Annotated in this window: 25 protein-coding genes; 17 read left to right on the top strand and 8 right to left on the bottom strand. The window is 59.6% G+C overall.

From position 1 onward, the window contains the following. Positions 1-179: 179 nt before the first annotated feature. From JK213_RS00515 to JK213_RS00495, 5 genes are read left to right on the top strand one after another with little or no spacing between them, the layout of a single operon-like run. On the top strand, positions 180-2,495 hold the full coding sequence (locus JK213_RS00515; protein WP_194261416.1) for a cache domain-containing protein: 2,316 nt from the start codon (positions 180-182) through the stop codon (positions 2,493-2,495). Beyond that, the gene (locus tag JK213_RS00510) at positions 2,492-3,316 is read left to right on the top strand and encodes an ABC transporter permease (RefSeq protein WP_099285103.1); all 825 of its coding nucleotides are present in this window, start codon (positions 2,492-2,494) and stop codon (positions 3,314-3,316) included. The genes JK213_RS00515 and JK213_RS00510 overlap by 4 nt, the downstream gene beginning before the upstream one ends. Further along, positions 3,309-4,028: an ABC transporter ATP-binding protein gene (locus JK213_RS00505; protein WP_194261415.1), complete on the top strand. Its 720-nt coding sequence runs from the start codon at positions 3,309-3,311 to the stop codon at positions 4,026-4,028. Before JK213_RS00510 ends, JK213_RS00505 begins: the two co-directional genes overlap by 8 nt. Further along, positions 4,028-4,984, top strand: coding sequence for an MlaD family protein (locus JK213_RS00500; protein ID WP_211571251.1), 957 nt, complete (start codon positions 4,028-4,030; stop codon positions 4,982-4,984). The genes JK213_RS00505 and JK213_RS00500 overlap by 1 nt, the downstream gene beginning before the upstream one ends. After that, positions 4,981-5,787, top strand: a complete 807-nt coding sequence (locus tag JK213_RS00495; protein ID WP_194261413.1) for a hypothetical protein — start codon at positions 4,981-4,983, stop codon at positions 5,785-5,787. The genes JK213_RS00500 and JK213_RS00495 overlap by 4 nt, the downstream gene beginning before the upstream one ends. Positions 5,788-5,792: 5 nt before the next feature. Here the strand turns inward: JK213_RS00495 and JK213_RS00490 are convergent, their stop codons facing one another. The 4 genes from JK213_RS00490 to bioB all read right to left on the bottom strand — a co-directional run bounded on the left by JK213_RS00490 (position 5,793) and on the right by bioB (position 10,506). After that, a complete protein-coding gene (locus JK213_RS00490) occupies positions 5,793-6,083 on the bottom strand; it encodes a hypothetical protein (RefSeq protein ID WP_194261412.1) in 291 nt (96 codons plus the stop codon). 148 nt (positions 6,084-6,231) lie between these two features. Then, complete coding sequence (locus tag JK213_RS00485; protein ID WP_228125336.1) at positions 6,232-7,782, bottom strand: carbohydrate porin; 1,551 nt, start codon at positions 7,780-7,782, stop codon at positions 6,232-6,234. A 259-nt stretch (positions 7,783-8,041) separates the two neighbouring features. Beyond that, positions 8,042-9,343: an Hsp70 family protein gene (locus JK213_RS00480; protein ID WP_194261411.1), complete on the bottom strand. Its 1,302-nt coding sequence runs from the start codon at positions 9,341-9,343 to the stop codon at positions 8,042-8,044. Between the two features lie 122 nt (positions 9,344-9,465). Further along, the gene (gene bioB, locus JK213_RS00475) at positions 9,466-10,506 is read right to left on the bottom strand and encodes a biotin synthase BioB (RefSeq protein ID WP_194261410.1); all 1,041 of its coding nucleotides are present in this window, start codon (positions 10,504-10,506) and stop codon (positions 9,466-9,468) included. A 103-nt stretch (positions 10,507-10,609) separates the two neighbouring features. Here bioB and JK213_RS00470 point away from each other — a divergent pair, with 103 nt between their 5' ends. From JK213_RS00470 to JK213_RS00455, 4 genes are all read left to right on the top strand, one after another. After that, positions 10,610-11,431 (top strand): acyl-ACP desaturase, encoded by an 822-nt coding sequence (locus JK213_RS00470; protein ID WP_099285091.1) that lies wholly within the window; start codon positions 10,610-10,612, stop codon positions 11,429-11,431. A gap of 101 nt (positions 11,432-11,532) precedes the next feature. After that, on the top strand, positions 11,533-12,168 hold the full coding sequence (locus tag JK213_RS00465; RefSeq protein ID WP_194261409.1) for a Dabb family protein: 636 nt from the start codon (positions 11,533-11,535) through the stop codon (positions 12,166-12,168). A 71-nt stretch (positions 12,169-12,239) separates the two neighbouring features. Further along, positions 12,240-14,336: a M13 family metallopeptidase gene (locus tag JK213_RS00460; protein ID WP_194261408.1), complete on the top strand. Its 2,097-nt coding sequence runs from the start codon at positions 12,240-12,242 to the stop codon at positions 14,334-14,336. A gap of 74 nt (positions 14,337-14,410) precedes the next feature. Beyond that, a complete protein-coding gene (locus JK213_RS00455) occupies positions 14,411-15,136 on the top strand; it encodes a glycine betaine ABC transporter substrate-binding protein (protein WP_194261407.1) in 726 nt (241 codons plus the stop codon). Between the two features lie 41 nt (positions 15,137-15,177). On the opposite strand, the gene JK213_RS00450 is transcribed toward JK213_RS00455, so the two are convergent. After that, a complete protein-coding gene (locus JK213_RS00450; protein ID WP_194261406.1) occupies positions 15,178-15,957 on the bottom strand; it encodes an acetoin reductase in 780 nt (259 codons plus the stop codon). A 255-nt stretch (positions 15,958-16,212) separates the two neighbouring features. Between JK213_RS00450 and JK213_RS00445 the strand changes: the two genes are divergently transcribed. The 7 genes from JK213_RS00445 (at position 16,213) to mltG (ending at position 22,602) form a co-directional block, all read left to right on the top strand. Next, on the top strand, positions 16,213-17,091 hold the full coding sequence (locus tag JK213_RS00445) for a bifunctional 2-polyprenyl-6-hydroxyphenol methylase/3-demethylubiquinol 3-O-methyltransferase UbiG (protein WP_194261405.1): 879 nt from the start codon (positions 16,213-16,215) through the stop codon (positions 17,089-17,091). A 44-nt stretch (positions 17,092-17,135) separates the two neighbouring features. Next, a complete protein-coding gene (locus JK213_RS00440) occupies positions 17,136-17,882 on the top strand; it encodes a hypothetical protein (protein ID WP_194261404.1) in 747 nt (248 codons plus the stop codon). 72 nt (positions 17,883-17,954) lie between these two features. Then, positions 17,955-18,899 carry an ACP S-malonyltransferase gene (gene fabD / locus JK213_RS00435; protein ID WP_194261403.1) on the top strand — a complete coding sequence of 315 codons (945 nt, stop codon included), beginning with the start codon at positions 17,955-17,957 and terminating at the stop codon, positions 18,897-18,899. Between the two features lie 12 nt (positions 18,900-18,911). Further along, positions 18,912-19,652, top strand: a complete 741-nt coding sequence (gene fabG, locus JK213_RS00430) for a 3-oxoacyl-[acyl-carrier-protein] reductase (protein ID WP_194261402.1) — start codon at positions 18,912-18,914, stop codon at positions 19,650-19,652. 222 nt (positions 19,653-19,874) lie between these two features. Beyond that, positions 19,875-20,114 carry an acyl carrier protein gene (locus tag JK213_RS00425; RefSeq protein ID WP_011253554.1) on the top strand — a complete coding sequence of 80 codons (240 nt, stop codon included), beginning with the start codon at positions 19,875-19,877 and terminating at the stop codon, positions 20,112-20,114. Between the two features lie 134 nt (positions 20,115-20,248). Then, positions 20,249-21,535 carry a beta-ketoacyl-ACP synthase II gene (gene fabF / locus JK213_RS00420; RefSeq protein WP_062110332.1) on the top strand — a complete coding sequence of 429 codons (1,287 nt, stop codon included), beginning with the start codon at positions 20,249-20,251 and terminating at the stop codon, positions 21,533-21,535. 17 nt (positions 21,536-21,552) lie between these two features. Next, complete coding sequence (gene mltG / locus JK213_RS00415) at positions 21,553-22,602, top strand: endolytic transglycosylase MltG (protein WP_194261401.1); 1,050 nt, start codon at positions 21,553-21,555, stop codon at positions 22,600-22,602. A gap of 35 nt (positions 22,603-22,637) precedes the next feature. Here the strand turns inward: mltG and JK213_RS00410 are convergent, their stop codons facing one another. From JK213_RS00410 to JK213_RS00400, 3 genes are all read right to left on the bottom strand, one after another. After that, a complete protein-coding gene (locus JK213_RS00410) occupies positions 22,638-23,516 on the bottom strand; it encodes a lipid-binding SYLF domain-containing protein (RefSeq protein WP_194261400.1) in 879 nt (292 codons plus the stop codon). 86 nt (positions 23,517-23,602) lie between these two features. Then, positions 23,603-24,391, bottom strand: a complete 789-nt coding sequence (locus JK213_RS00405) for an inositol monophosphatase family protein (protein WP_211571250.1) — start codon at positions 24,389-24,391, stop codon at positions 23,603-23,605. 9 nt (positions 24,392-24,400) lie between these two features. Next, positions 24,401-24,940, bottom strand: a complete 540-nt coding sequence (locus tag JK213_RS00400; protein ID WP_194261398.1) for an MmcB family DNA repair protein — start codon at positions 24,938-24,940, stop codon at positions 24,401-24,403. A gap of 83 nt (positions 24,941-25,023) precedes the next feature. Between JK213_RS00400 and JK213_RS00395 the strand changes: the two genes are divergently transcribed. After that, complete coding sequence (locus JK213_RS00395; protein ID WP_194261397.1) at positions 25,024-25,914, top strand: hypothetical protein; 891 nt, start codon at positions 25,024-25,026, stop codon at positions 25,912-25,914. The last annotated feature ends 15 nt before the right edge of the window (positions 25,915-25,929 follow it).

The raw sequence follows: 25,929 nt of genomic DNA, 5'->3' as shown, positions 1-25,929 counted from the left end.
CTGACCATAACGAGGAACCCTGCAAACCGCCAGTTCGGGAACATGGGAGTATTTTCAAACGCAGTGTTGTTTCAGTCCGTGACGGCGGGTTGCAGTCTCGCAATACTCGGAGGATATTAACCTATCGCGGCAGTATGGCCCTGTTCCGCGACCCCGTGCCTGTCCGGAGAGAAAACACGTTGTCAGCCGCAGAGATCGTGGACCCTACACAGAGCCCCGCCAGCGACCGTCGTCGGATCTTTCAGATTCTGGGGCCGTTCGTGGGTGTTCTGCTGGTCATCGCCGCGATCACGGGCATCAGTCTTCACAATTACCAGACAACCCGCAGAGGCGCGATTGCGCTGTCCAACGATCTTCTGCGCAGCCAGCAGCGCTATGTGACGCAGGAAGTAAGCGACTATCTGGCCCCGGCCTCTGTCGGCGCCATGATCGCGCGGGACATGTTCCGCGATCCGCTGACCAACGCCACCCCCACGACGTTCATGCTCTACGGACGCTCCATTCTGGCCCACGCGCCTCAGGTGGACAGCTTCTATATCGCGAACGATCAGGGACAGTTCTGGATGATCACGCGGCATGGAAAGGATGGTTTCGAGCAAACCCATTTCCAGACCGACGATGGCAAGCAGGTCTATCATCACGTTTATACAGATCGTGATGGCAATATTACGGGAGAAGCGGCGGACCCGGCTGACGGCTATAATGTCGTGGTGCGTCCGTGGTTCGCGAAGGCCATCAAGCATCAGAACGATCCGGGCCGTCAGCTCCACTGGACCGATCCTTATGCCTTCGTGTCAACGCGCCAGTTCATCATCACGGCGTCTCTCGCCTATGATGGGCATGACGGGCATAAATCGGTGTTTGCGATCAATGTTTCGCTGAACCAGCTGACGTCGTTTCTCAATAAACTTCAGGTCGGACGCAGTGGTCAGGCCGTAATCGTGAACATGCACGGCCAGATAATTGCCGGTCATAATATGGCTCCCGGACAGGACCCGAAAACTTTCGATCCGGGAAATGTCTTTCTCGATCCCAAGACGCAGCCTGTCTTCACGCAGGCGCTCAACCGGTATCGCATCGAGGGGCCCGGAACAGGGACGGTGCGGGCCCGGGGGAAGAATTACGTTACGATTGCCTCCGAACTGCCCTTCGTACACCGGCAGTGGGTTCTGCTGCTGAATGCGCCTGAAAGCGATTTTGCCGATTTCGCACAGACGGCGCGGCGACAGAATATCGGGTTTTCGCTCCTGATCGTCATGCTGGCGTCCGTTCTGGCGTTCGCGCTGGTGGCGCAGGGGCGGCATGTTGAGCGGCTGCGAAAGCGGATCCTACGCGGACGGGACCAGATCCGGGCAGAAAATGCTTCGCTGCTCGAAATTGCCAGCACGCCCGACTTGTTCGATCCCGCCCATGAAGTGCCGATCCTGACCGAAGCGCTGACAGCACGAACCAGCGCGCGTCGCGCCAGCCTGTGGCGACTGTTGCCCGATGGCGACCGCCTGTTGTGTGAGGATGCGTTCGATCCGTCGCGCGATGTTCACAGTACGGGCGTTGAGATCAGCCGTCGTGAAAACGGCAAGCTGTTCGAGGCTCTGGACGAAGGACATACACTCTCGATCGCGGATGCCTCGCAGGACGAGCGGACGCAGAACTTCCAGCGCGTCATCATGCGGGCTGTGGGTGCCAGCACGCTGCTGTTCCAGCCGGTCCGCAATGCTCACCGGACGGTTGGCGCCGTCGTTCTGGAAGATCCGGGGCAGGTCGAAACGATGGAGCATATCATTGCCATCGTGGGATCGGTTGTTGCTCTGCGCTTTGCCAAGCCGTTCGATGCTGCGGGCGACGGCACGTCCGGATTTGCGGTCGCGGCGGAGAAATACGAGACGCGCTTTGGCGAAGGCTTTCTGCTGGAGCCGTCGCCCACAGCGGGAGAGCCGGTTGCGGCAGGGTTCTACCCGCAGGTTCCGGTCATGGTCATTTCCTTCGTGGACCCTTACGCGCCGGATCGTGACAGCATCACGCGCGCCATGACCGTCATCCGCACGCTCAGTCTGGAAATCCAGAAGATCGCCCGCGACAGCGGACTGTTCTCTGTTCAGGTGGTGAGCAACAGGCTCGTTCTCGTGGGTGGCTGCTCGCAGACGCCGGACCCGTCAGCCGCCGTGCGTCTTGCGGATGCGGCGGTGTCGATCCGTGAAGCCTGCCTGTCGTCTCTGGCGGCGGCAGATCTCGACCCTGTGTTCCGGATCGGAATGGATGTGGGATCTGTCATGGCCTCCGAACTGGGAGAGGCTCCTTCCGTCTTCAACATCTGGGGCGATGCGCTCAACGGGGCCGAACTCCTGACCGGAAGCGCACCGGATGCCGGGACGATTCAGGTGTCCGAACAGGCCTATCTGATCCTGCGGGAGCATTTCCTCTTCCGGGCACGGGGGATGTTCTATCTTCCCAATAGCGGCATTACCCGCAGCTTCGTTTTGGCTGGCCGCCGATGAAAGGTCTGCGCAACCTCGACCGGATTACGATGGTCCGGACCATGCTGGTCCATCTGGGATATTTTTCCCGCACGCAGATGCGTTTTACGCTGATGATGATCGGGGCCGGATGGGGCATCATGCGCGAAGCGACCCGCCTGACGACATGGCGGCGGACGGTACGGATCGAATTCTGGGCATCCCTGCATCAGGCGGTGGGCGGAGGGTTGCTGAGTACGCTCGTGACCGCCGCGCTGACAGGGTTCGGGATCGTGGCGCAGACCGTCTACTGGCTCGGCTTTGCAGGCATGGCGCAGATGACGGGTTCCATCCTGTCAACGGTTCTGGTGCGTGAAATCGCGCCGGTTCTGGTGGGTGTGATCCTGCTAGGACGTTCGGGAATGCTGATGCTGACCGAACTTGGAACCCTCACGACCGGCGGCCAGATGCGCGCCATGACCGGGATGGGGGTCGATCCCTTCATTTCGTTTCTCGTGCCGCGCAGTCTCGCCATGACGATCAGCGGCTTTACGCTAGGCATCATCTTCAGCCTGACGGCGCTTGTCGTGGGTTATGCAGTCTGTCGTGTGGAAGATGCGATCACGATGCCGATCTGGGCGTTCATGGATCAGGTCGCGGGGAGCGTAAAGCCGATCGACTATTTCGTCATACCGGCCAAGTTCGTTTTCAGCGGCTACGCGGTGGGTGTCTGTTCGTGCCTCTCGGGCATGGATGTGACGACCGAAGACGATCTGGCGAGCATGCTGCCGCGCGGGTTTGCGCGGGGAATGCTGTCGATCATGATCATCAATGTCGTGTTCAGCGTGTGCTTCGATGGCTGAAAACGACGACGTCCTGTCCGATGCGCTGGAAGCCCGGCTCGAACTGGTGGATGCGCGTCCGCGGTTTGATGAGAGCGGGCTGGTGTCGAGCCGCTATAATCTGCGTCTCAATCCTGGAGAGTGCGCGCTGATCGAGTGTCGGGACATGGGGCAGGCGGCGCTGTTCGCCGATATGTGCGTGGGCCTTATTCCGCTTGATGACGGCCATGTGCGTTGCATGGGCATGGATTGGGCCGATCTGGACGAGCGACGTGCCAACGCCTTGCGAGGGCGGATCGGACGGATCGTGGTTACGGGAGGCTGGGTGGACCTGTATGGGACGCATATGAACATCCTGTGGCCGCAGCTTCATCACACGCGCACGCCGATTGAAAAACTTCAGGCACAGGCCGTGCATCTGGCGGTTACGCTGGGTCTGCCGGGTTTGCCGGTGGTGCCACCGGGACGTCTGTCAGCGATGGACCGGCAGCGCGCGGCCTGTGTGCGGGCCATGCTGGGGGAACCGGCGCTCCTGCTGCTGGAACACCCGATGGAAGGGGCTTCCGCCAGCCTGATGAATGCGTTCCTGTCTCTTGTGACCGATCTGCGGGACCGGGGCTGCGCGGTGGTGTGGATGGCTCCGGATGAAAGCGGGTGGGGGGATTATGCGTCCGATGCCACGATCCGCCTGAGACTGTACGATGATGGACTGTTTTCGATGCGAGGTTCCTGATGTTCCGCCTGCGCCAGACCGAGACCGCCCGCCCGCTCTTTCAGAACCGCTATGCGGATGAATGGGTCGGACTGCTTGTCCTTGCCGCGATAGTCATATTCGCGGTTGCGGTCGTGGAGGCCGGATTCCTGCGTCAGTGGCTGACCCCGGAAAAGAAACTGCATTTCATTCTGCCCGAAAGCGGCGTGGCGGGGCTTGCGATCGGCAACGATATCGAGGTCATGGGCGTCCATGCCGGTGAAATACGGCGCCTCAAGCTCAATGAAACGGGGCGGATGTATGCGGAAGGGGATCTGGACCCGCAATTCGCAAACTTCATCCGTCAGGACAGTACGGCCGTCATTCGCCATCGCCTGATCGTGGCTGGTGCGAGTTATATCGAACTGGGGCGCGGCAAGGGCAAACCGCTGGACTGGGACTATGCGGTCCTTCAGGCCACGGTAGAGGCAAACCCGGCGGATGTGATTACCCAGACCGTTATGGATCTACGCAGCAAGCTGGTGCCGGCGATGAATAACGTCCAGCTCATCACGGCGCAGGTGAACGACATGATGACCGATATGCGCAAAGGACAGGGCACGATCGGCGGTCTGCTGGTGAAGGATGACGTTCTGGACAAGGCCAATGCGGCTCTGGCGCATCTTGATGCCGTCATTGCGGATCTACGGCCCATTGAAAAACAGGTCGGGGGGATTATGACCAAGGCTGACGGAACGATGGACAACGCGCGGGCCGCGACTGCGGGTCTGCGTCAGAGCATACCCCAGATCCAGCAGACCATCAGCCATGCCAACACCGCTACGGCTCAGCTTCCGGCCCTGCTTGCGCAGGCCGAAGCAAGTGCGAGCAGTCTACGGAAGCTGACCGATCAGCTCCGGGGGTTGTGGCTGCTGGGAGGCGGAGGTGCAAAACAGGAGCCTTCCCGTCGTCTTCCGGCTGAGGCGGTGCGGCCATGAGGTACGGTTTTCTGGCCTGCACGGCTTTGGTCGTTCTGACGTTGGGCGGCTGTTCGTCCTCAACTGCAACGAAGGGGGCCAAGCCCGATCAGTCCTATGAAGATGCCATGGATACGGGCAAAGCCGTTTATGGGATCGGTCAGGCGTCTCAGGCTGAGGCGCAGTATCGAACGGCCATGGATCGGGCGCTGATGCGGGACGATGCAGTCGCCATTCATGAAGCCGGGTTCAATCTTGCGACGGTGCTTCTGGCGCAGGACAAGCCTCAGAAGGCTCTTCAGAGTCTCGGCGAAACCGAGACCGCGCTGAGCCTGCGCAATGTCTCCGACACGTCTGATCTGGCGGTGATCCGCGCGGCTGCCCTGTACAGGCTGCATGATACGGTGTTCGCGTCGCAGGCCGTACAGCGCGCGCTGCAATCCCCCGATATCGGCATCCGCGAGAGAGCGCTTTATCTGTCTGGCCTGATTGCCGCAGATCAGAAGCAGTCTGCTGCTCTGACGCAGCGTGTTAACGATCTGGCGACCTTCCATGACAATGGGGCTGCGACTGACCGGCAGGAACTTCTGGCCCGTCTGTATCTGTTACAGGGGCAGTCCGAACTCGCTTCCAAGGAGGCGCTTTCAGTCGTGAAAAACCGCCGTGATGCTCTGGATTATCGCGGAATGCGCCAGGCGCTCACTCTGGCAGCGGAAGCTGCGGAGGCCGCGGGACATTCACGTCAGGCGGAAGCCCTGCGACAACAGGAAAGTGCCAGCCGGGAGGTGGAAGCAAAACAAGCGGGGGCTGCAAAAACCCCCTGACAGGCTCAGAACTGGCCGCGTGTATTCCCCGCCCGCTTGGCGTCGTCTTCGCACATATAGGTTCCATGCGCGGTCGCGCCGTACCAGAAGCTGCCCGGTACATGATAGACATGGGTCACCGTGTTGACCCAGACCTGAGTGCAGGTCTCGCTATTCTTTGTGTCCGCGACCTGCGTGACAGGGGCCTTCGCGTCTGAAGAGGCGCTGGCCACCGCGTTTTCGACTTTCGGATCCTGTGCGAGTGCGGTTCCGCCCAGAAGTCCAAGAACCAGAAAAGAAGCGAACATGGTTTTCATTCGGAAAATCCTTTGTCAGGTGTCCTTATCTGTGTCCAGGGTATGTAAATAAATATTTATACTCCAATCACGAACGGGTAATGTCAGTGTTGAAGAATAACAATGCTGTTAACTCACAAATAACGGATCGCTTACCTGTGATTTTGTCTTAAAGGTTTCCAAGAACCTTGAGACCGATCAGCGTTGCATTCGGAATGATGGACGTTTCGCCGGGGCGCATCATGTATTCGAACTCAGGCTGCACCACGAGGCCGGGGTGGATGGGAATACCGTAATACGCTTCCAGAATGGCGGAATGGGTCTGTGGGCCGTTGACGAAAGCCCCCATGGACATGCCTGCAAGCTGTCTCAGGCGCTGCCCGAGCGTAATGGCGGGACTCATCTGATAGTAAGAATACATCACGCCGAAACGGTCGAACGGTCTGCGCGGAATGATGCCCAGAAGTGATGCGCCGACATAGACCTGATCGGAAAATGTCGAGACGCTGGGCGTATTATGGACATAGCCCGCAAGAATGTATCCACCCGCCATCTGGTGCTGACCACCTTTGCGATAAACCATCTGGTCGGCCTCGATGTAGAACGTATCCCGGGGTTTGTTGGCATCATGGAAAACGTCATGCGCGAACATCGCCGGGATCGTTCCCAGGCGGTCGGCGTAAGGGGACGTATCGTGGCCGAAGCCGAGTTTGTAATGGCCCGGTAGATTGTCTTTACCGATAAAGGGCTCCCAGGTCAGTTCGACGGGAAGCATGACTCCCGTGGAGGTTTCACTGCCCCAGGCCCAGCCGCTCGGATTTTCCGTCAGTGGGCCGACTTTGTAGACGCCGGTGCGTAGCGTGAGGTCGCGGGTAGGCTTGATTCGCAGCGTTCCACCCCATGTGGCTTTCGGATAGACGCTCCAGCCTTCGTCTGCCTTGATCGCAGGAGGGGCGGAACACTGCACCATGAAGGTGCAGAGCAGCACAGACGTCGCATAGGTATGCGTCAGCGTGATACGACCGATATTGATGTTGACGCGATTGTTGAAGAACGACTTCTCAACATAGATATCCGCCAGATGCGCGGCTGCATGGCCCGAAAGGCTGTAGACTTCGCTCAGCAGGATGCGATGCTCCCCGACATGGTCGTAGGAGATCTGACGGCCTGCACGTTCCATCATCACGGCATGTAGAATCCAGCCATCCAGCCCGAGCAGTCGTCCGAGATCCCAGCGCGTGTTGAAGGTCAGTTCGTGGGCGTAGGACATACCCTTGCTGATGCCGCCGCCAACATTCGCCATGGCTTCTCCCTTGTAGGAGAACTCAAAGCTGAAGCCGCGTTCCGACAACCAGTTTCGATAAGGCGAAAGCTGGGGGACGAGATGGCCGAAGGCTTCGGCTGGCACATAATAACCGGCTGTCAGATCGCTGCGGCGCAGGGCGTCATTGTTGCGGTTCAGGAGCGAGGAAATGCTCTCCGTATCAAAAATCGCGCCCAGATGGTCGGCGGAAGGGGCAGGGGGATGCTTATGCTGCGCCGCGCTGGCTGGATGTGAAATCCCGGGCGAGGTTGAGGGCAGCAGCCGGACTGTTGGCTGACGCGCGCTCTGTTGAAGAACTGGCGCCGTGTCCTGTGCATAAGCGGTCAGGGGAAGGGTACTGAATACTGAAAGGATGTTGATCTGCAGGAATATTTTCAAAAAACGCGGGCGAGACATGTCTGCTGTTCTTTCCTGCGATCATGGCTTGCATGATGCATGACTGTAAATCTGGTCTGTAAAAGCAGAACGCTTAGGGATTCCTACGGTGCGTTTCTGGTTCTCCAAGGAAAGATAAAATCCTTATTGAAGAAAATTCCCAATCACATAATCCGGAACCTTCTTCACTAAATAAAAAAGTACAATATAGTGTTCTTTAAGTAATCGTTTTTTGTATCGTCCTGAATGGTATGGTGATTTTGATTGTATAGGTGTCGGTTCAGGCCAGATGGCGCTCACGTTCAATCAAGGCCAACCCTTCGGCAACCGATACAAACTCTGACCCGCCATCCACGCGCTCTGCCCCGAAGCGCTGGTCGAACAGGTTGCGGACTGCCGGGACGAAAGATGTGCCCCCTGTCAGGAAGACCCGGTCAATATCACTCGGCCCCAGACCAGTCTGACGCATGGCGTCTTCGATCGCGTCGTCCAGACGGCTCAGATCAGGGGCAATCCAGCTTTCAAAATCCGCGCGGGTGATGGTTTCTTCGATTTTCAGATCCCGATGGATGAAGCGCAGAACAGTGCTGTCCTGACGCGACAGATCGCTCTTGGCCTGTCCAACCGCACGATAAAGATTCTGGCCTTCCTGATCCTCGATCAAGCGCAGCAGGCTGCGGAGTTTCTCTGGCTCTGACGACGTTTTGGCGACATCCGCAATGTCCCGCAGCGTCTGGGGAGTCCGCATCAGCGACAGCCGATGCCAGCGGCCGAGGCTTGCGAACCATTCCGCCGGTACGGGCAGGGGCTGTCCACCCATGACGCGATAGGTCGCATCCCGGCCTAGCGCCGGGGCGACGGCATGGCTGATGATGCGGTAGTCGAACTGGTCGCCCGCGATGCCCACACCCGAATGACCCAGCGTCGTGACACGCTGACGGGCCTGCGGATCAAAGCGCATGATCGAGAAATCGCTGGTGCCGCCGCCAAAATCGCCGACCAGAACAGTTGCTGGGCGGTCGAGGCGCTGCATGAAGCGCCAGCCCGCGCCTTCGGGTTCAAGAACAATATTGGGTTCGGGAAAACCCGCTTCCAGAAAACTTTCCCGCAGACGGTCCACACCGAGCGAATCATCGGCCAGCTCACCCGCAAATCGCACGGGGCGACCGATCGTGGCGCTCACATCAGACGGGTTCAGTCCGGCCTTGTCCATGAGAGACGTCAGAAAGCGTGCGATCAGGGCTTCGAGCGTCATGACGCTGCTGAAAACCCGCGTCTCACGAAAAGACCCCTGCGCGAGATAGGTCTTCATGGACATGATCAGGCGACTTTCGGCCGGGTCGTCCAGATAGGCCTCGATGGCGTCCAGCCCGATCGCGTCTTTCATGACGCGGCGGCGGCCGTCCTGATCCATCCACAGGCAGAGCAGCGTGCGGCAGGTTTCGCTGGTGGCGTGATCCGTGAAGACAAAGCGGGCAGGGTGGGTATTGCCGTTTTCATCCGCAATCACGACCACGCTGTTGGTGGTGCCGAAATCAATGCCGACGCGGATTTTGGTCTGGTTGTGTCCGGGCGTCGTCATCGGTTCTGCTTTCTTCCGGTATGGGCAAAGGGCGTGGGTTTAGGGAAGAAGCGACCGCACGCCAAGCATAAAAAAGGGGAAGCGCCCTTTCGAACGCTTCCCCATAGCGGTCGACCTGAGATTCAGGACGCGGCCATCTCGCAGACGGCTTCTTCCGCGACGGCAGGACGCATCGTGCCCATTTCGGCTTCAGACTGCACCATCGGAGACATTCCGAGGGCGGAGAGAAGCTGGCGGTCGCGATGTTCTGCCGGGTTTGGCGTGGTCAGGAGCTTCTCGCCACAGAAGATCGAATTCGCACCTGCGAGGAAGCACAGGGCATGGGCTTCGTCGGTCATGTTTTCGCGCCCTGCGGCAAGGCGGACATGGCTTTCCGGCATCATGATACGGGCCGTGGCAATGATGCGGACGAAGGTGATGGGATCGACGGCCTCGGCCTCGCCCAGCGGCGTACCCTCAACGCGGACGAGCAGGTTGATGGGCACGCTCTCGGGGTGTTTGGGCAGGTTGGCGAGCGTCATCAACAGACCGGCACGGTCGGACAGGTCTTCGCCCATGCCCACGATTCCGCCACAGCAGACATTGATGCCTGCGTCGCGCACGTTCGAAAGCGTGTCGAGACGCTCCTGGTAGGTGCGGGTGGAAATGATGGAGCCGTAGAACTCTTCGGACGTGTCGAGGTTATGGTTGTAGTAATCCAGCCCCGCCGTCTTCAGGCGCTCCGTCTGCTGCGCGTCGAGCATGCCGAGCGTCACGCAGGTTTCCAGCCCCAGCGACTTCACGCCTTCGATCATCTCGCAGACGGTGTCGAGGTCATGATCCTTCGGCGTGCGCCAGGCCGCGCCCATACAGAATCGGCCCGCACCGGCTTTCTTGGCAGCGCGCGCTTCCTTCAGGACGGATTCCACGGCCATCAGGCGCTCGGCTTTGACGCTTTTTTCGTGAAGCGCGCTCTGTGGACAATAGGCGCAGTCTTCAGGGCAGCCGCCCGTCTTGATCGAAAGAAGCGTGGAAATCTGCACTTTTGTGGGGTCGAAGTAGCGGCGGTGCAGGGTTTGTGCGCGGTACATCAGCTCGGGGAAAGGCAGGCTGATAAGGGCTTCGACTTCGTCGCGGGTCCAGTCGTGGCGGACGTCTGGGTGGGGCGTATGGGTGGCCGTCACGGATCAATCTCCAAGGGTTGCTGCATCACACCTACCCAAAATTGTCCCACCGTGTCATCTGATCGTCACTATTGGTGAGCCGGAAAACGGACGAGGTTGCAGAATGAAACACTGGCATATCGATCAGATGGACTGGAACTCCTTTGATCCGTCCCGCGTGGACCCCGAGATTATCCCCCTCGTGAAGGCTGCTTCCGTGGTGGAAAAGAATGGTCTCGATTATGCCGAATATCTGCGTCGCGTTTTCGTGGGAGACCCGGATTTCAGTGCGGCTGCTGCGAACTGGGCCGTCGAGGAAGTTCAGCACGGCGATGCGCTTGGCCGCTGGGCCATGCTGGCCGATCCGTCCTGGAACTATGAAAAGGCATTCGACCGCTATCGCGCATCGTACAAGATCGACGCCGATGTGGATGCCTCAATCCGCGGCTCCCGCACAGGCGAACTGATTGCGCGATGTATGGTCGAAACCGGCACGTCATCCTTTTATACCGCACTGGCCGACGCAACGGACGAGCCATTGCTCAAGGCCATCTGCAAGCAGATCGCAGCCGACGAATACCGGCATTTCAAGCTGTTCTACGATCACATGCACCGGTATCTGAAGCGCGAAAAGCTTGGCGTATGGGCACGGACGCGCATTGCGCTGGGCCGTGTGACGGAGAGCGAGGACGACGAACTCGCCTCGGCCTATCACACGACCAATGAGCCGCCGGGTATGGCCTATGACCATCAGCGCTGCATCGCGGCCTATATGTCCAAGGCGATGGGCTTCTATCAGCCCAAACATATCGACCGCGTGACGGCGATGATTTTCAAGACGATCGGTTTTACGCCGCATTCGCGCTGGCAGAAGCTGGCATCTTCGCTGGTCTATCGGTTGATCCAGTGGCGCCGGAAAGTTTTCAGGAAACAGGTTCAGGCCTGAGGACTTCCACGCAACATCCGGAAACTGGAAAACAGAAGACGAAACTGGGCGTCTGTGCCATGAAAGACGCCTGATTCTTTCGCCTGCGTCCGGAGATTTCGATGACCGTTTCCGCCATTTTCTCCCGTCGTGCCGTATACGGCGCAACCCTGACCCTTTGCGCCGCCGGTTTGTATCAGTTTCCGACGGCGAAAGCGGATCCTTATTCCCTGCCGATCGCGTCCTCCGGTCCGGTCAAAACCGATACGGTGAGCCCGGCCACCCTGTCTGCCCAGCAGTTGGCCAAACAGGTCGGTTATGCGCAGTTCACTGCTCCAGACTGGCGTGTTGGTCCGGTCCGGCACATGGTCATGTTTCGCTACACCAAGGATTCCACAACGGCCCAGCGTGCTGAAGTGTCGGGCCGTTTCCTGCATCTCGCGCAGGACAGCCGTCGTTCTGATGGCAAGCCGGTTGTCGTCAGCATCGAAACCGGCTTTCAGAATAGTGGCGAAGGGGCAGATGCCGGCCTTCAGCAGGCATTTCTTGTGACGTTTCGCTCCGAAGGAGACCGGAATTATTATGCCGGCAAACCTGTCGTAACGGACGTGGCGTTCATTGATCCCGCCCATGAGGCCTTCAAGGAATTTGCCGCGCCTTATCTCGAAAAGGTCGTCGCTTTCGATTACCCGGTCGCGGCTGTCGTGACGCCGGAAAGTACGAGCGCAAAATCCAAAAAAGTCCACAAAACCCGCTGAACGGAGCGGAGGCATTTTGTCCTTTTGACGAAATGATACTTTATACCTCATTCTAAAGGCACCACTCTGGAATGAGGTACATTGTGAAACGATTCCTTACGTCACGACATACTCTGAAATATGGGGCCAGCCTTCTCGCCCTCGCTGGAGGCCTGATGGTTTCCGGTGCACAGGCTGCTGGCTACAATGCGGGCTGGGGCTTTGATGAAGCCGGGATGAACCGCGCCGTTGAACCGGGCAACAATTTCTTCGAATATGCCAACGGTACCTATCTCAAGAACCTCAAGATCCCCGGGGATATGAGCAGCTACGGCCCGTTCCGTATTCTGTATGAACTCTCGCTAGAGCGTCAAAAAACCATTCTCGACGAAGCCGCAAAGAAGGTTACCGAACAGCCCACGGACGACATGGGCAAGATCGGCACCTATTACGCCAGCTTCCTCGACCAGAAGGCCGTGGACCGCCTTGGTGGCAAGCCTCTTGCAGCTGATCTTGAAACAATTCGTAACGTTAACGATGGCAAGTCACTTGCCGCAGCGTTCGGTGCGTCTCTGAAGTCCATGATGTTCTCCACGTTCCAGATCGGCGTGGAGCAGGACCAGAAGGATCCGGAGCGCTACATGCTGATGCTCGATCAGGGCATGAGCATCGGCGTGAGCGGTGGCCTCGGTCTGCCGGACACGAGCTACTACACAAATCCCAAGCTGGCGGACAAAAAGAAGGCCTATCAGGCCTATATCGCCAAGATGCTGACGCTTGAGGGCTGGCCGGACGCTGCAAAGAACGCGCAGGCCGTGGTTGATCTCGAAACGGCTCTGGCCAAGGTCGAAGTGCCGCGCGACCAGACCCGTGATCCGCTCAAAATTTACAACCCGATGCCGGTGTCCGAGCTTCAGAAGCTCGCGCCGGACTTCGACTGGGTCACGTTCCTGACCAGCGCCGGCCTTCCGGCAGAAGGGCTCGAAAGCCGCAAGATCGACGTGCGTGAACCCGCCGGAATCAAGGCGATGACGGCCGTTCTCAAGGCTGCTGACCCTGCGACGCTGCGCGCCTGGCTGGCGTTCCATCTTGGAGACAACGCTGCCGGTTATCTGTCCAGCAACTTCTATGATGCGTCGTTCGACTTCAACAGCCATACGCTGTCGGGTGTGGCGCAGCAGTCTCCGCGGTGGAAGCGTGCCGTGCGCGTGACGAACGGTGCATTAGGTTGGGCACTGGGTCGCGAATATGTTGCGCGCTACTTCCCGCCATCCGCACAGGCGCAGATCACCGATCTGGTGCAGAAAGTGAAGGCGTCTTTCCATGATCGTCTCGAACACAACAGCTGGATGGACGAGCCGACCCGCAAGGCCGCTCTGAACAAGCTGGACCATTTCGCCATTCAGGTCGGTTATCCGAAGAAGTGGTGGGATTACAGCAAGCTCGATATCCGCAAGGGCGACGTTTACGGCAATGCCGTGCGTGGTGCGGCGTTCAGCTGGCAGCACGATCTGGACAAGCTCGACAAGCCGGTTGATCGTGACGAATGGGGCATGACGCCGCAGACGGTGAACGCTTATAACGATCCGACCATGAACGAGATTGTGTTCCCGGCTGCGATCCTTCAGCCCCCGTTCTTCGATCCGAAGGGCGATACAGCCGTCAATTACGGTGGTATCGGTGGCGTGATTGGCCACGAAATGAGCCACGGCTTCGACGATCAGGGCCGTCATTATGACGAACATGGACGTCTGAACGACTGGTGGAGCAAGGCGTCTACAGAGGCCTTCCAGAAGCTGGCCGACCGTCTGGCCGCGCAGTACGATGCACAGGAAGTCCTGCCGGGCCTGTATGTGAACGGCAAGATGACCATGGGCGAGAACATCGCGGATTCCGGTGGTCTGAACCTCGGCCTTCAGGCTTATCATGACTCGCTGCACGGTCAGCCTGCGCCGGTCGTACATGGTCTGACGGGCGATCAGCGCGTGTTCCTTGGCTGGGCGCAGGTCTGGCGGGAGAAGGACCGTCCGGATGCGCTGCGTCAGCAGGTTCTCTCCAACGAACACGCCCCTGCGATCACGCGCGTCAACATCCCGGCTCATAACATTGATGCCTGGTATGGGGCGTTTGACGTAAAACCCGGTCAGAAGCTCTATCTGGCACCGGATCAGCGCGTAAAGATCTGGTAAGGTCGTGACAAACTGGAACGTGGGGCCTAATCACGGTCTCACGTTTCAATTTTCTGCCTGACGGACCCATTCTCATGACACAAATGACGATCGGCCATCTGTACACCTCGTTGCATGCGGGATGTGCCAGCGCGGTCGCGCGCGTGCTTGAGGCCTATGAAGTTGAGGTCGAGTATGTCGATCTTGATCCCGATGATGTCGAAGATGCGTTGGAACAGGGGGAGGTCGACCTTCTGGTTTCCGCCTGGTTCCCGCGTGACGAGCATCTCGCCGGCCCGGGCCTTCGGGTGCTGGGAGACCTCTATCAGCCGGTGGTCAGCTTCGCAGCCCTGACGCCGCTGGGCGCTGTCGGAACCCTGACTGCAACGGATGTGGACCGGATCATCGTGGCCGATGACAGCCGTCAGGCATTGGAAGAGGCGCTCAAGCAGCTTCCGGCGCTTTCGGTCCTGTCCATTGAAACCATCGGTGAGGGTGCTCTGATCGAACGTCTGGAGAAGGCCCGCGATGCTGGTGAGAAGCCGCTCGTGGTCGCAACACAGCCGCACGCGGTATTCCATACAGATCTGCTGACCGTGCTCGAAGACCCGTCACGTCTGCTTGGTGGCGAGATGTCCGCGCGGATGATCCTGCGTGAAGATGTAGCGCGTCAGGCAGACAGCGATCTGCTGGACGAACTTTCGGAAATGATGCTGGGCAACAAGGTCATGAGTGCCCTCGATTACGTCATTTCCGTTGACGGGCAGGACCCTGAAGGGGCGGCTGAAGCCTGGCAGCGCGGCCGTCTGATCGGGCGCTGAGACATCAGGGGGCGCGGGAAACCGGCCCCCTTTTTCTGGTCTCAGCGGAAGACGAGGCCACCGTCGATCAGCACAGACTGACCCGTCATATAATCGGCGTCGCTGCTGGAGAGATAGGCCACGAAACCTGCGACGTCATCGGCAGTTTCCACACGGCCCAGAGCAATTCCTTCCACATATTTCTTGTAGGTTGCGCCCACTTCCGTGCCGGTAATTTCGGCCATGCGCTGGTCGATCGTGACCCACATATCGGTTCCGACAATGCCAGGGCAGTAGGAGTTGACCGTGATCCCCGAAGACGCCAGTTCCTTGGCTGCTGACTGTGTCAGGGCGCGGACGGCGAATTTGGTGGCGGAATAGGCGCCCAGCAGTGGGTAGCCTTCATGTCCGGCAATCGAACAGGCATTGATGATTTTGCCTTTCGTGCCCTTTTCCTGGAAAATCTTCGCAGCGGCCTGAATGCCCCACAACACGCCCTGCACGTTGATGCTGAAGATCTTTTCGATCTCCGCAGGCTCGATCTCCAGAACCGGTTTGACCTGACAGATGCCGGCATTGTTGACCATGATATCCAGCCCGCCCAGCGTATCCGCGGCTTCGCGCAGGGTCGTGGCGAACTGGTCGCGGTTGCTGATATCGGCCGTAAGCGCGACGGCACGCCGTCCGAGGGCTTCAACCTCCTTGGCGGTCTGGGCGAGAATGTCCTGTTTGACGTCCAGCAGAATGACGTCCGCGCCATCTTTGGCCAGACGAAGTGCGATGGCCTTGCCGATACCCTGGGCGGCACCCGTGACGGCAGCTACTTTTCCAGAAAGGGACATTGAAAAAAGATCCTTCGATTGTCCGTCATCCGCATGTGAATGCCATGACAGCCCAAACCATCGGTTCTTTATTTTTGGGATTCCACAAAAAATCGCCTGTTTTCTAAATGTTACACGGAATTGTGTCGGCCTGGGGAAGCTCTGCCCGCAGAGCGGGCGAAGGACGTAATTTTCATAAACCAGCTCTGGTCATGGAAGGCAGGGACTGCAAGAATGCGTTAAATAAACGTTACCACACGGCTTCGGCGGGAATTAATGAGCCATTCTGAAAGTATTAGCGCCGTCTTTGAAACTTTCGGTGGCATCAGCGATGAGGAATGGCTTCAGGTTCTGGTGTCGTCAGTGCACATTCCTGAAATTCAGGGTGTGAGGGTGCCCTCCTTCCCCCCCGATGACCTGCAACGGGAAATCCATGGGCATCATGGAGAAATTTCCATCCACGAAGCGCATGTCTTCTTCCGGGAAATCAAGGCGTACTGTGCTTATGCCGGGCGGCCGGTTCGTCCTGAGACACGTCTGTTGGACTTCGGTTGCGGCTGGGGGCGTATTGCCCGGCTGTTCATGAAAGATATCCGGCCTTCCAATCTGTATGGCGCGGAAACCACGGACCGTTTTCTCATGGCGGCGCGACTGAGCAATCCGGCGCTGAATTTTCTGGGCTGCGATCTGGTGCCGCCTATGCTTCTGACGTCGGAGAGCTTTGATCTGATTACGTCATGGTCGGTGTTCTCGCATCTGGACGAGTTTCTCGCGGGGCACTGGGTCCGGGAGTTTCACCGTCTGCTCAGACCGGGCGGGATTCTGGTCATGACGACGCAGAGCCGCCGGTTCATCGCCTTCTGCGCCGAACAGCGGCTCAAACGTGCTTCCGGCATCCGCCTGGAGCATCCGTGGCATGAAGCCTGTGCTGATAGTTTCACGGATGAAGCACGTGCGAATGCGGAATTCGAGGCTGGACGTTTCCTTCACGCGGCGACTTCGAAACCGCCTCAGCCCCAGTCGCATTATGGTGAGGCGATCATTCCGCGAAATTATATCATCAAGGCATGGGGCGGTCTGTTTCGTCTGATCGAATACATGGACAATCCCGTCCGGTTGCCACAGGTCCTGATTGTGATGCAGAAGATCGGATAGTCATCGTTTGTCACGAAGATGTGGCAGAGCGGGAGGAGAGGGGCTTGAAAAAAAACGGCATCGGCATGGGATTGCTCGCAGTTCTTCTGGTCGCACCGTTTTCCAGCGTTTCTGCCGAACCGGAAGAAACTGTCACCGTTACCGGCCAGCACGCTATGCGGGTCGGGAGCTACAAGGGTATTTACCGGGTGTATGACCGGTTTGACCGCCTGCCGGACAAGGCAGGGAAAAGTCTGTCGCTGCATTTTCTGGGCGATATCGTGCCTGACCATGCTGCACCGTCTGAGGCGCGGGTCGTCCTCCATACCAAAGAGGGCGATATTCCGCTTTTTGTTGGTCAGGATCGGGAGATGCATTTTCCCCGTTCCGCGGCCCTTCTGGCGGAAAATCCTCCCGTTCTGCTGACGCTGCCACCCAACCGGAAGGTCCAGCTTGAGCTGGCGATCGAGGTCGATCCTCTCCCGGTGCCGTCTTTTACAAAAGAGCAGGCCGTGGGCTGGATGGGGGAGATCAATGCCGCCATCCGCGATTTCTTTGGCGTGATCCTTGCTTTTCTGGCGCCTGATGCACATCGGCTGAAGATTGATGTCGCTCCCGGCGCGCGTTTTGAAGCCGTGGAAAACGGAACGGCGCGGCTTCTGGTCGATAATCAGGGTGCGGTGCCTTACACATTCATTCTCCGCCCGCAGGATTACCAGAATGGCACCGTATTCCGCTCGGACAGGCCGTTTTCCATGATCCGTGTGAAAATTCCGACTGATGAATTCTTTACGCTCAAGCGTAAAAACTGATGCCGGATTTGACAGATGGAGCGTGAGGACGCATCACGCAAAACCTTAAATTCACTGCTAGCAGGGGGATCCATGTCGGTTCACGCGTTCGTCTTTCCGGGACAGGGGAGCCAGTCCGTCGGGATGGGACAGGCCCTTCATGAGGCTTTTGCATCCTCGCGTGCGGTTTTTCAGGAAGTGGATGAGGCGCTTGGCGATCATCTGTCGCGCCTGATGTTCACTGGTGATGCGAATGAACTGACGCGGACGGAAAATGCCCAGCCCGCACTGTTCGCGGTTTCGCTGGCCGCCGTGCGTGCTCTGGAAAGCGAAGGCGGTTTCAAACTGGCGGACAAGGCAGCCCTGCTGGCCGGGCATTCGCTGGGTGAGTATTCCGCTCTCGCCGCTGCTGGCACGCTTGGGATTGCGGAAGGTGCGCGTCTGCTGCGTCTACGTGGTCAGGCCATGCAACGCGCCGTTCCAGCCGGGGAGGGCGGTATGGCGGCTCTTCTGGGTGTGGATGCGTCTCAGGCCCGTGCGATCTGCGATGAAGCCTCTCAGGGCGAGACGCTGGAGATCGCCAACGATAATGGCGGTGGCCAGATCGTGGTATCCGGTGTGATGAGCGCCATCGACCGCGCCATCGTTGTCGCCAAAGAGCATGGCATCAAGCGCGCCGTGAAGCTGCCGGTCTCCGCACCTTTCCATTCGTCACTGATGGCGCCTGCCGCCCGCGAGATGGAAGATGCACTGGCGACCGCGACGCTGAACGCACCGTCCGTTCCCGTGATCGCCAATGTTACGGCTGCCAAGGTGACTGATCCTGCTGTTATCCGCGACCTGCTCGTCAAACAGGTGACTGGCACTGTGCGCTGGCGGGAGAGCGTGGAGGCCATGGTGGCGATGGGTGTGACGAACATGCACGAGCTTGGTGCGGGCAAGGTCCTGTGCGGTCTGGCACGTCGTATCGCTCCCGAACTGGCCACCAGCAATGCCGGGACGCCCGCCGAAATCGAAGCCCTGCTCAAGACCCTTTAAGGACAACCGATCATGTTCTCTCTTACCGGCAAGACGGCCCTCGTGACGGGCGCATCGGGCGGCATTGGCGCTGCCATTGCCCGCCAGCTTCACGCGCAGGGCGCAACGGTCGTGCTCAGCGGCACACGTGAAGCGGCCCTTCAGGAACTGGCCGACAGTCTGGGCGAGCGCGTCCACATCGCCGTCGCCAACCTGTCCGATCCCACCGAGGCCGACGGTCTCGTGGCCAAGGCCGAAGCCGCTGCGGGCGCTCCGCTGGACATTCTCGTCAACAATGCCGGTCTGACGCGCGATACGCTGGCCATCCGCATGAAGGACAGCGACTGGTCGCAGGTTCTGACCGTGGATCTGGAAAGCCCGTTCCGTCTGGCCCGCGCTGCGCTCAAGGGCATGCTGCGCCGGCGTGCGGGGCGGATCATCTCGATCGCCTCCGTGGTGGGAACGACGGGCAATGCCGGTCAGGCCAACTACGCCGCCGCCAAGGCCGGTATCGTGGGCATGAGCAAATCTCTGGCGCAGGAAGCCGGTCCGCGTGGTGTGACGGTCAATGTCGTGGCGCCCGGTTTCATCGAAACACCGATGACGGATGTGCTGCCGGAAGCGGTTCGCGAGAAGCTGGTTGGTTCTATTCCGCTCGGTCGGATGGGGAATACTGGTGACGTGGCGTCCGCAGTGGTATATCTGGCTTCCGAAGAGGCAGCATGGGTCACGGGTACGACCCTGCATGTCAATGGTGGCATGGCGATGGTGTGAATGCTTGGCCTTTTTGGTTAAAGCATGCTAATCGCGCGCTGCTTTGCCCGGCCTGCTGAAGGCTGATGTCCGGTTCTTCCGGTGGCAACGCCTCCCCTTCAACGGGGGCGGCCCTGCTCTGGAGGAACCACTGGGCTTCCGGACTGGCAGGCGGCAGTACGAGTTTTGATGTAACGCACCGGACGGGCAACAGGGTCCCGGATGGGCATAAGGAACGAACAGATGAGCGACATTGCTGACAAGGTAAAGAAGATCGTTGTCGAGCACCTCGGTGTGGACGAAAGCAAGGTAACGCCGGACGCGTCGTTCATCGACGATCTGGGCGCAGACAGCCTCGACACGGTCGAGCTGGTCATGGCTTTCGAAGAAGCCTTCTCCGTCGAGATCCCGGAAGATGCAGCCGAGAAGATCGCAACCGTCAAGGATGCCATCGACTACATCGAAAAGCAGAAAGCAGCCTGAGGCCAGTCTTCAGACTGACCGGGGCTGCTTTTCCGGCCCCGGATTCCTGCCCCGTTCAGGGGTGGAAGATCAGCCGGGCCTTGTCATGAGGTCCGGCTGCAAGACCCGGACATAACGTGAGACAAGAGGCATCGATGAGCGGGACTGCAACTAACGGGCGGCGTGTCGTCGTAACCGGTATCGGTGTTGTCAGCCCACTGGCTGTGGGCGCGGAACTGACCTGGAAGCGGCTGATCGAAGGACAGTCCGGCATTGGCCGGATCACGCATTTCGACCCCTCCGAACTTCCTGCCCAGGTCGCCGGACAGGTTCCGGATGGCCCGACGGCGGAAGGTGGTCTCACGTTGTCCGACTGGGTGCCGGTCAAGGACCAGAAGAAGATGGATCGCTTCATCCATCTGGGCCTTGCCGCAGCCATTCAGGCTGTCGAGGATTCAGGCTGGAAGCCTGAGGACGAAGACGATCGCTGCGCTACTGGCGTCATGATCGGCTCGGGTATCGGCGGTCTTCAGACGATTTATGACGGCTCTCTGACGGTTTCGAGCGGCAAAGCCCGCCGTCTGTCGCCGTTCTTCATTCCCTCGGCCCTGATCAATCTGATTTCTGGGCACCTTTCGATCCGCTACGGATTCAAGGGGCCAAACCATGCTGTCGTGACGGCCTGCGCGACAGGCGTTCACGCCATTGGCGATGCCTCGCGTCTGATCCAGTATGGCGATGCGGACGTGATGATTGCCGGTGGTGCGGAAGCTGCGATCTGTTCGCTCGGCATTGCCGGGTTCTGCTCGGCCCGTGCGCTATCTACCGCTTCCAACGACGATCCAACCAAGGCTTCGCGCCCTTGGGACAAGGACCGTGACGGCTTCATCATGGGTGAAGGTGCCGGTGTGGTTGTGCTTGAGGAACTTGAGCACGCCAAGCGCCGTGGTGCGAAGATCTATGGTGAAATCGGTGGCTACGGCATGTCCGGCGATGCCCATCACATCACGGCCCCGGCTGAAGGCCATGAGGGTGCGTTCCGTGCCATGAAAGCCGCGCTGCGCAACAGCGGTGGCCTGACCACGGCCGATATCGACTATGTCAACGCCCACGGAACTTCCACCATGGCGGATGACCTTGAGCTTGATGCAGTCGAGCGCTTCTTCGGCGAGGACGCCAAGCGTCTGGTCATGTCCTCCACGAAGTCGGCCATTGGCCATCTTCTGGGCGCGGCTGGTGCGGTTGAGGCGATCTTCTGCCTTCAGGCCATCCGTGACGGCGTCGTACCGCCGACCCTGAACCTGGACAATCCAGCGCGTGAGAGCGTGATCGACCGCGTGGCGCATGTCGCCCAGCAGCGCAAGATCGACGTCGCCCTGTCTAACAGCTTCGGCTTTGGCGGGACGAATGCGAGCATCATCCTCAAGCGCTTCAAGGACTGAGGAAAGGTTCGTTTTTCATGTCTGAAGGTCAGTCTGACAGCGAAGAACCGCGGAAGCTCGTTCTTCCTCCAAAGGCTGGCCGCAAGCTGGCGTTCTTCGGAGCGCCTTTGCTTCTCGTAGCCGGACTGGTCGCGGGGTATGGCCATTACACCGATCCCGGCCCGCTACAGGACGCGAAGACTTTCGTCATCCCGCATGGCAATAATGCCCGGGTGACGAAGGCCCTACAGGACGATGGTATTCTGTCGCCGACATGGGCTTCCGGCACTTTTTTCCGAATTGCCGCTTTCCTGACGCATCGCGACGGCCAGATCCATGCGGCGGAACTCCAGTTTCCCTCTCGTGTCTCGGTCGCGCATGTTCTTGAGATCCTGCGTCACGGCAAGCCTGTTTCCCACCAGGTAACAGTGCCTGAGGGACTGACGGCGCTGAAAATCACAGCCATTCTGGACAAGGCCCCGGCCCTGAGTGGTGATCTGCCGGCATTGGCGGAAGGGACGGTTTTTCCGCAAACTGTCTCCTATGTCTGGGGCACGTCGCGTCAGGCCTTGGTCGAAAAATTGCAGAAAATGATGGCGACCAAGCTGGCCGTAGCGTGGGACGGACGCAATGTCGAGGCGCTGGACGGGCTGATCCAGTCTCCGCAGGAACTGCTGGTTCTGGCGTCCCTGATCGAGCGTGAAACGGCAGTCCCATCGGAGCGCCCCATGGTGGCGCGCGTATTCCTCAACCGCTTGAAGCTGGGGATGCGACTACAGACAGATCCGAGCGTGATTTATGGGCTTAGCAACGGGGCCGGGACGCTTGATGCGCCTCTGACCCATGAGGACCTGCAAACACCGGGGCCGTACAATACCTATCTTCAGGTCGGGTTGCCCCCCGGGCCAATCTGCTCGCCGGGGCAGAGTTCTCTGGATGCGGCGGCGCATCCGGCTGATGGCAAGATGCTGTATTTCGTGGCGACAGGATCGGGCGGCCATAATTTCGCCGAGACCCTTGCCGATCAGGATAAAAATATCCGCGCCTATCGCGCACATCTGACTGCGACACCGCAGAACCCGGACTGAAGTCCCGCCCTCCGGCAAGAGGACGGGACGGCGTATCAGTGCTTCAGCGGCGCGAGGCTCTGGCTCTGGACACCTGCGGCCTGCGCCGAATAGGGGCGGGAGGCATCATAGGTTGTGGGATAGGGGCTGTTGCCCACAACGTCCTGCGCGGCCGTGTTACGGGCTGTAGTGGCCGCCTGCGTCACACGGGACGAGACCGTGGACGCTGCCGGAGTCTGGGCGACCGACATCAGGGCGCGGCGTAGCGGGTCAGCAGACGGGTTGTTGACGCGCATCGTCACGACGATGTCCTCGGGGCCGACCGTCTGGTTGTAATAGGCGCGGTTTGCACCGCTATCGACGGTCAGTTTCGAGCCACCCAGAGCTGCACCGGCATAAAGGCCTTCGTTTTTCTGGGCAGCGTAAATGTCGGTGTTGTGCGCGCCAGCCGTGCTGTTTTCCAGACCCGTGCCAATGCTGGCGAAGGAAGCGGAAGCGGAAGCGTCAAACTTGAACTGGCTGTCCAGAATGGCCTGAATGCCGCGCTGGGACATGATAAACAGGATGGTTTCTGCGCTCTGCACGCCAACCTGTAATCCCAGTGAAGCGGTGCTCAGACGGTAAAACGCCGGATCGGACCATGATCCGCGTGCGTCGCGGCTGAGCAGCAGACAGCGCCCACCGGAGCCGCCGATCCCGAAGGACATGTTCAGCACGGACGGGCAGACCATAACAGCCTTGGCTTCTGCGAGGAGTTTCTGCGAGCGCGACTGAGGCGTGGTCCCCGCAAAGAGATCCTGAACAGCCAGTGTGGCGCGATCAACGATAAGCTGCTGCTGGCTGGCAGTGGTCTGGGGTGCGTCGGAGCAGGCCGACAGGGCAAGACAGCCCGAAGCGACGAGCGTGGTCGTACGCAGGAGACCGGACAGGGTCATGTAAGATACCTTCTGCAGTCATCGAAAGGATGTTTCCCGCACTATGCGCCAAATGCGGCCAAATCACGAGTGCGGGAAAGGAGATGTCAGATTTCCACGTTAACCGCGGCTGAGAGGGCCTTTGCGACGCCCGGAGCGGCTGCGAGGATGGTCGCCCCTCCGGTCAGGCCACCAGTCTGGAGGAAGGGCGAGACGGCCGCGCCAGACTCTGCGAGAATGGCCAGTGCGGCGGCGACATCCCAGAGCTGGATAACAATTTCCAGGTAGCCGTCGGAGCGACCGCACGCCACATCCGCCAGAGCCAGCGCGCCGGACCCGCCCGAGCGTGGCATGGCACCCAGCGCCATGATGGCTGCGATCTTTTCGTTAAAAGTTTCGGCAGGAACGCGGGAGGACCAACCCATTTCGATCATGGCCTCCTGCGTGTTGGTGATGGGAGAGGCCTTGATGGGCTTGCCGTTCAGGAACGCGCCCTTGCCTTTGCTGGCGGTGAAGACTTCACCCAGAGCCGGGGCCTCGATCACGCCTGCGACGGGTTCATCGCCTTCCAGAAGGCCGAGGGAGACACACCAGCGGTCCCGACCACGCGCATAGTTCGATGTGCCGTCGATCGGGTCCACGACCCAGCGGAAGCGGCCCTGACGGGTCGTACCGTTTTCTTCGCCCTGAAAACCGTCTTCAGGGAAAAGCTCCTGAATGCGGCGGCTGACGAGGGCTTCGACAGCGCCGTCCGCTTCGGTCAGATAGTCCTGACGTCCCTTGAGAGTCCCGCTCGGGCCGCCCAGGGCCGGGCGGAGGGAGAGGGCCAGCTGGGCTGCGTCGCGAACGACGCTGCGGGCGGCTTCGAGGCGGACGGCAATCGGATCGAAGGTCATGGAACAGTCCTATTCAGCGCGACGTGCGGCGCGGAGGGATGAGGTGATGGCGGGGTCTTCAAGGCCCATGAGACGGCTGGCGGCGGTTGTTGCGAACAGATGCACCAGTGTCCGCCTCCGGGCAGGGGCGAGTCTGTGGAGTGCCGGTTCCCGGATGATGGTCCATTCTGCCAGAACGCTGTCGCGCAGGGCAGGGGGGACGGCGCTAACGCCGACGACGATCAGACCCACATCCGGCGGTATGAGGTCCACGGGAAAAGCATCATCCACGGCGAAAAACAGGCGGTCGGACCAGTCACGGTATTCGGGCCATTTCTGATCGGTCTGAAAATCGCGCAGGCCGGACTTGATCTCGATACAGGTCAGGGAATGGTCGGGCAGCAGCGCCATCACGTCCGCGCGACGGCCTGCGGCGGGCAGGGAAAATTCATTGATGGCCGCCCAGTTCATCGTCCGGCACAGGCCGAGAACGGCGCGCCGGATGGCCAGTTGCGTTTCGGGCAGACCGCAGGCGACGTCTGCGGGAATTGCGGAAAGAGCCTCACTCATGGTTCCATCCTGCCCCGATCTGCGCTCTACGTCTGCCCCGGCAGATATTTTTTGAAGCTGTATTTTTGCGGGAGGAGTGCCTCATGCCATTTCTGCGGACAGATCACTGGCGATGCGCCATCGTTCATGCGCCCCTGGCGGAGATCGTCGATGCGGCCAGCCTGAACGGTTTTCCCATCACGACGCTGCCTGACATCGGGGATCATCGTTTTCTGGCGGACCCTTTCGGACTGTGGCGGGATGGAAAGCTGTATGTCTTTGCCGAAGCGTTCGATTATCGCCATCCGAAAGGCACGATCGAGGTTCTGATCTATGACGGTACGGGGCGTCTGCTGTCCCGCGAGAGCGTTCTGGAAGAGCCTTGGCACCTGTCTTACCCTTTTGTGCTCGAGCATGAAGGAGAGGTCTATCTGCTGCCCGAAGCGAGCGCTTCGGGGCGTCTTTCGCTCTATCGTGCGACATCGTTTCCCAAGGGCTGGGAGCGCGTCGAAGCTTTCGATTTCCCCGAAGCCGCGATCGACGCCACACCGTTCCATCATGCCGGTCGCTGGTGGATGTTCTGGACGCCTGCGGGCAGTAAGGTCGAGCGGCAAAGTCTGCTGAATATTTCGGTTGCCGATACGCTGACGGGCTCATGGAAGAACCTCGGGCTTTTCCTGAATGACCGTGCGGGTGCGCGTCCGGCAGGAACGCCTGTTGTCGTGAATGGAAAGATCATTCTGCCCACACAGGACTGTCAGGGCACCTATGGGCGCGGTATCCGGCTGCTGGAAATTGAGGGGCTGGAGCGTGAACTGCCGAAAGTCACGCCCGGCCTGACGATCTCCATTCCAGCATCCCTGCGTCGGCGTTTTGGGGACGGAATGCACACGCTCTCCGCAGCCGGGCAGGTGACGCTGATTGATGTCAAGAAAATCGGGCTTGGCCCAAAGCGGGATCTGCTGAATGTGAAGCGGCGGCTTTTCGGAGCCTAAAAGCGTGATTCGGGT

The sequence above is a fragment of the Gluconobacter sp. Dm-44 genome, from assembly GCF_018256175.1.
Classification (GTDB): Bacteria; Pseudomonadota; Alphaproteobacteria; order Acetobacterales; family Acetobacteraceae; genus Gluconobacter; species Gluconobacter cadivus.
The sequence above is the reverse complement of the archived record's forward strand: the minus strand, read 5'-3'. Positions and strand labels throughout refer to the sequence as shown.

Excerpts from the sequence above, each read along its gene's own strand:
- mltG (WP_194261401.1), top strand. The coding sequence starts at position 21,553 with ATGTCTGAAGGTCAGTCTGACAGCGAAGAACCGCGGAAGCTCGTTCTT.
- JK213_RS00445 (WP_194261405.1), top strand. The coding sequence starts at position 16,213 with ATGAGCCATTCTGAAAGTATTAGCGCCGTCTTTGAAACTTTCGGTGGC.
- fabF (WP_062110332.1), top strand. The coding sequence starts at position 20,249 with ATGAGCGGGACTGCAACTAACGGGCGGCGTGTCGTCGTAACCGGTATC.
- JK213_RS00395 (WP_194261397.1), top strand. The coding sequence starts at position 25,024 with ATGCCATTTCTGCGGACAGATCACTGGCGATGCGCCATCGTTCATGCG.
- JK213_RS00425 (WP_011253554.1), top strand. The coding sequence starts at position 19,875 with ATGAGCGACATTGCTGACAAGGTAAAGAAGATCGTTGTCGAGCACCTC.
- JK213_RS00465 (WP_194261409.1), top strand. The coding sequence starts at position 11,533 with ATGACCGTTTCCGCCATTTTCTCCCGTCGTGCCGTATACGGCGCAACC.
- JK213_RS00450 (WP_194261406.1), bottom strand. The coding sequence starts at position 15,957 with ATGTCCCTTTCTGGAAAAGTAGCTGCCGTCACGGGTGCCGCCCAGGGT.
- JK213_RS00400 (WP_194261398.1), bottom strand. The coding sequence starts at position 24,940 with ATGAGTGAGGCTCTTTCCGCAATTCCCGCAGACGTCGCCTGCGGTCTG.
- JK213_RS00480 (WP_194261411.1), bottom strand. The coding sequence starts at position 9,343 with ATGACGACGCCCGGACACAACCAGACCAAAATCCGCGTCGGCATTGAT.
- JK213_RS00455 (WP_194261407.1), top strand. The coding sequence starts at position 14,411 with ATGACACAAATGACGATCGGCCATCTGTACACCTCGTTGCATGCGGGA.
- JK213_RS00500 (WP_211571251.1), top strand. The coding sequence starts at position 4,028 with ATGTTCCGCCTGCGCCAGACCGAGACCGCCCGCCCGCTCTTTCAGAAC.
- JK213_RS00510 (WP_099285103.1), top strand. The coding sequence starts at position 2,492 with ATGAAAGGTCTGCGCAACCTCGACCGGATTACGATGGTCCGGACCATG.
- JK213_RS00470 (WP_099285091.1), top strand. The coding sequence starts at position 10,610 with ATGAAACACTGGCATATCGATCAGATGGACTGGAACTCCTTTGATCCG.
- fabG (WP_194261402.1), top strand. The coding sequence starts at position 18,912 with ATGTTCTCTCTTACCGGCAAGACGGCCCTCGTGACGGGCGCATCGGGC.
- JK213_RS00505 (WP_194261415.1), top strand. The coding sequence starts at position 3,309 with ATGGCTGAAAACGACGACGTCCTGTCCGATGCGCTGGAAGCCCGGCTC.
- JK213_RS00490 (WP_194261412.1), bottom strand. The coding sequence starts at position 6,083 with ATGAAAACCATGTTCGCTTCTTTTCTGGTTCTTGGACTTCTGGGCGGA.
- JK213_RS00405 (WP_211571250.1), bottom strand. The coding sequence starts at position 24,391 with ATGACCTTCGATCCGATTGCCGTCCGCCTCGAAGCCGCCCGCAGCGTC.
- JK213_RS00410 (WP_194261400.1), bottom strand. The coding sequence starts at position 23,516 with ATGACCCTGTCCGGTCTCCTGCGTACGACCACGCTCGTCGCTTCGGGC.
- JK213_RS00460 (WP_194261408.1), top strand. The coding sequence starts at position 12,240 with ATGAGGTACATTGTGAAACGATTCCTTACGTCACGACATACTCTGAAA.
- JK213_RS00495 (WP_194261413.1), top strand. The coding sequence starts at position 4,981 with ATGAGGTACGGTTTTCTGGCCTGCACGGCTTTGGTCGTTCTGACGTTG.
- JK213_RS00485 (WP_228125336.1), bottom strand. The coding sequence starts at position 7,782 with ATGTCTCGCCCGCGTTTTTTGAAAATATTCCTGCAGATCAACATCCTT.
- fabD (WP_194261403.1), top strand. The coding sequence starts at position 17,955 with ATGTCGGTTCACGCGTTCGTCTTTCCGGGACAGGGGAGCCAGTCCGTC.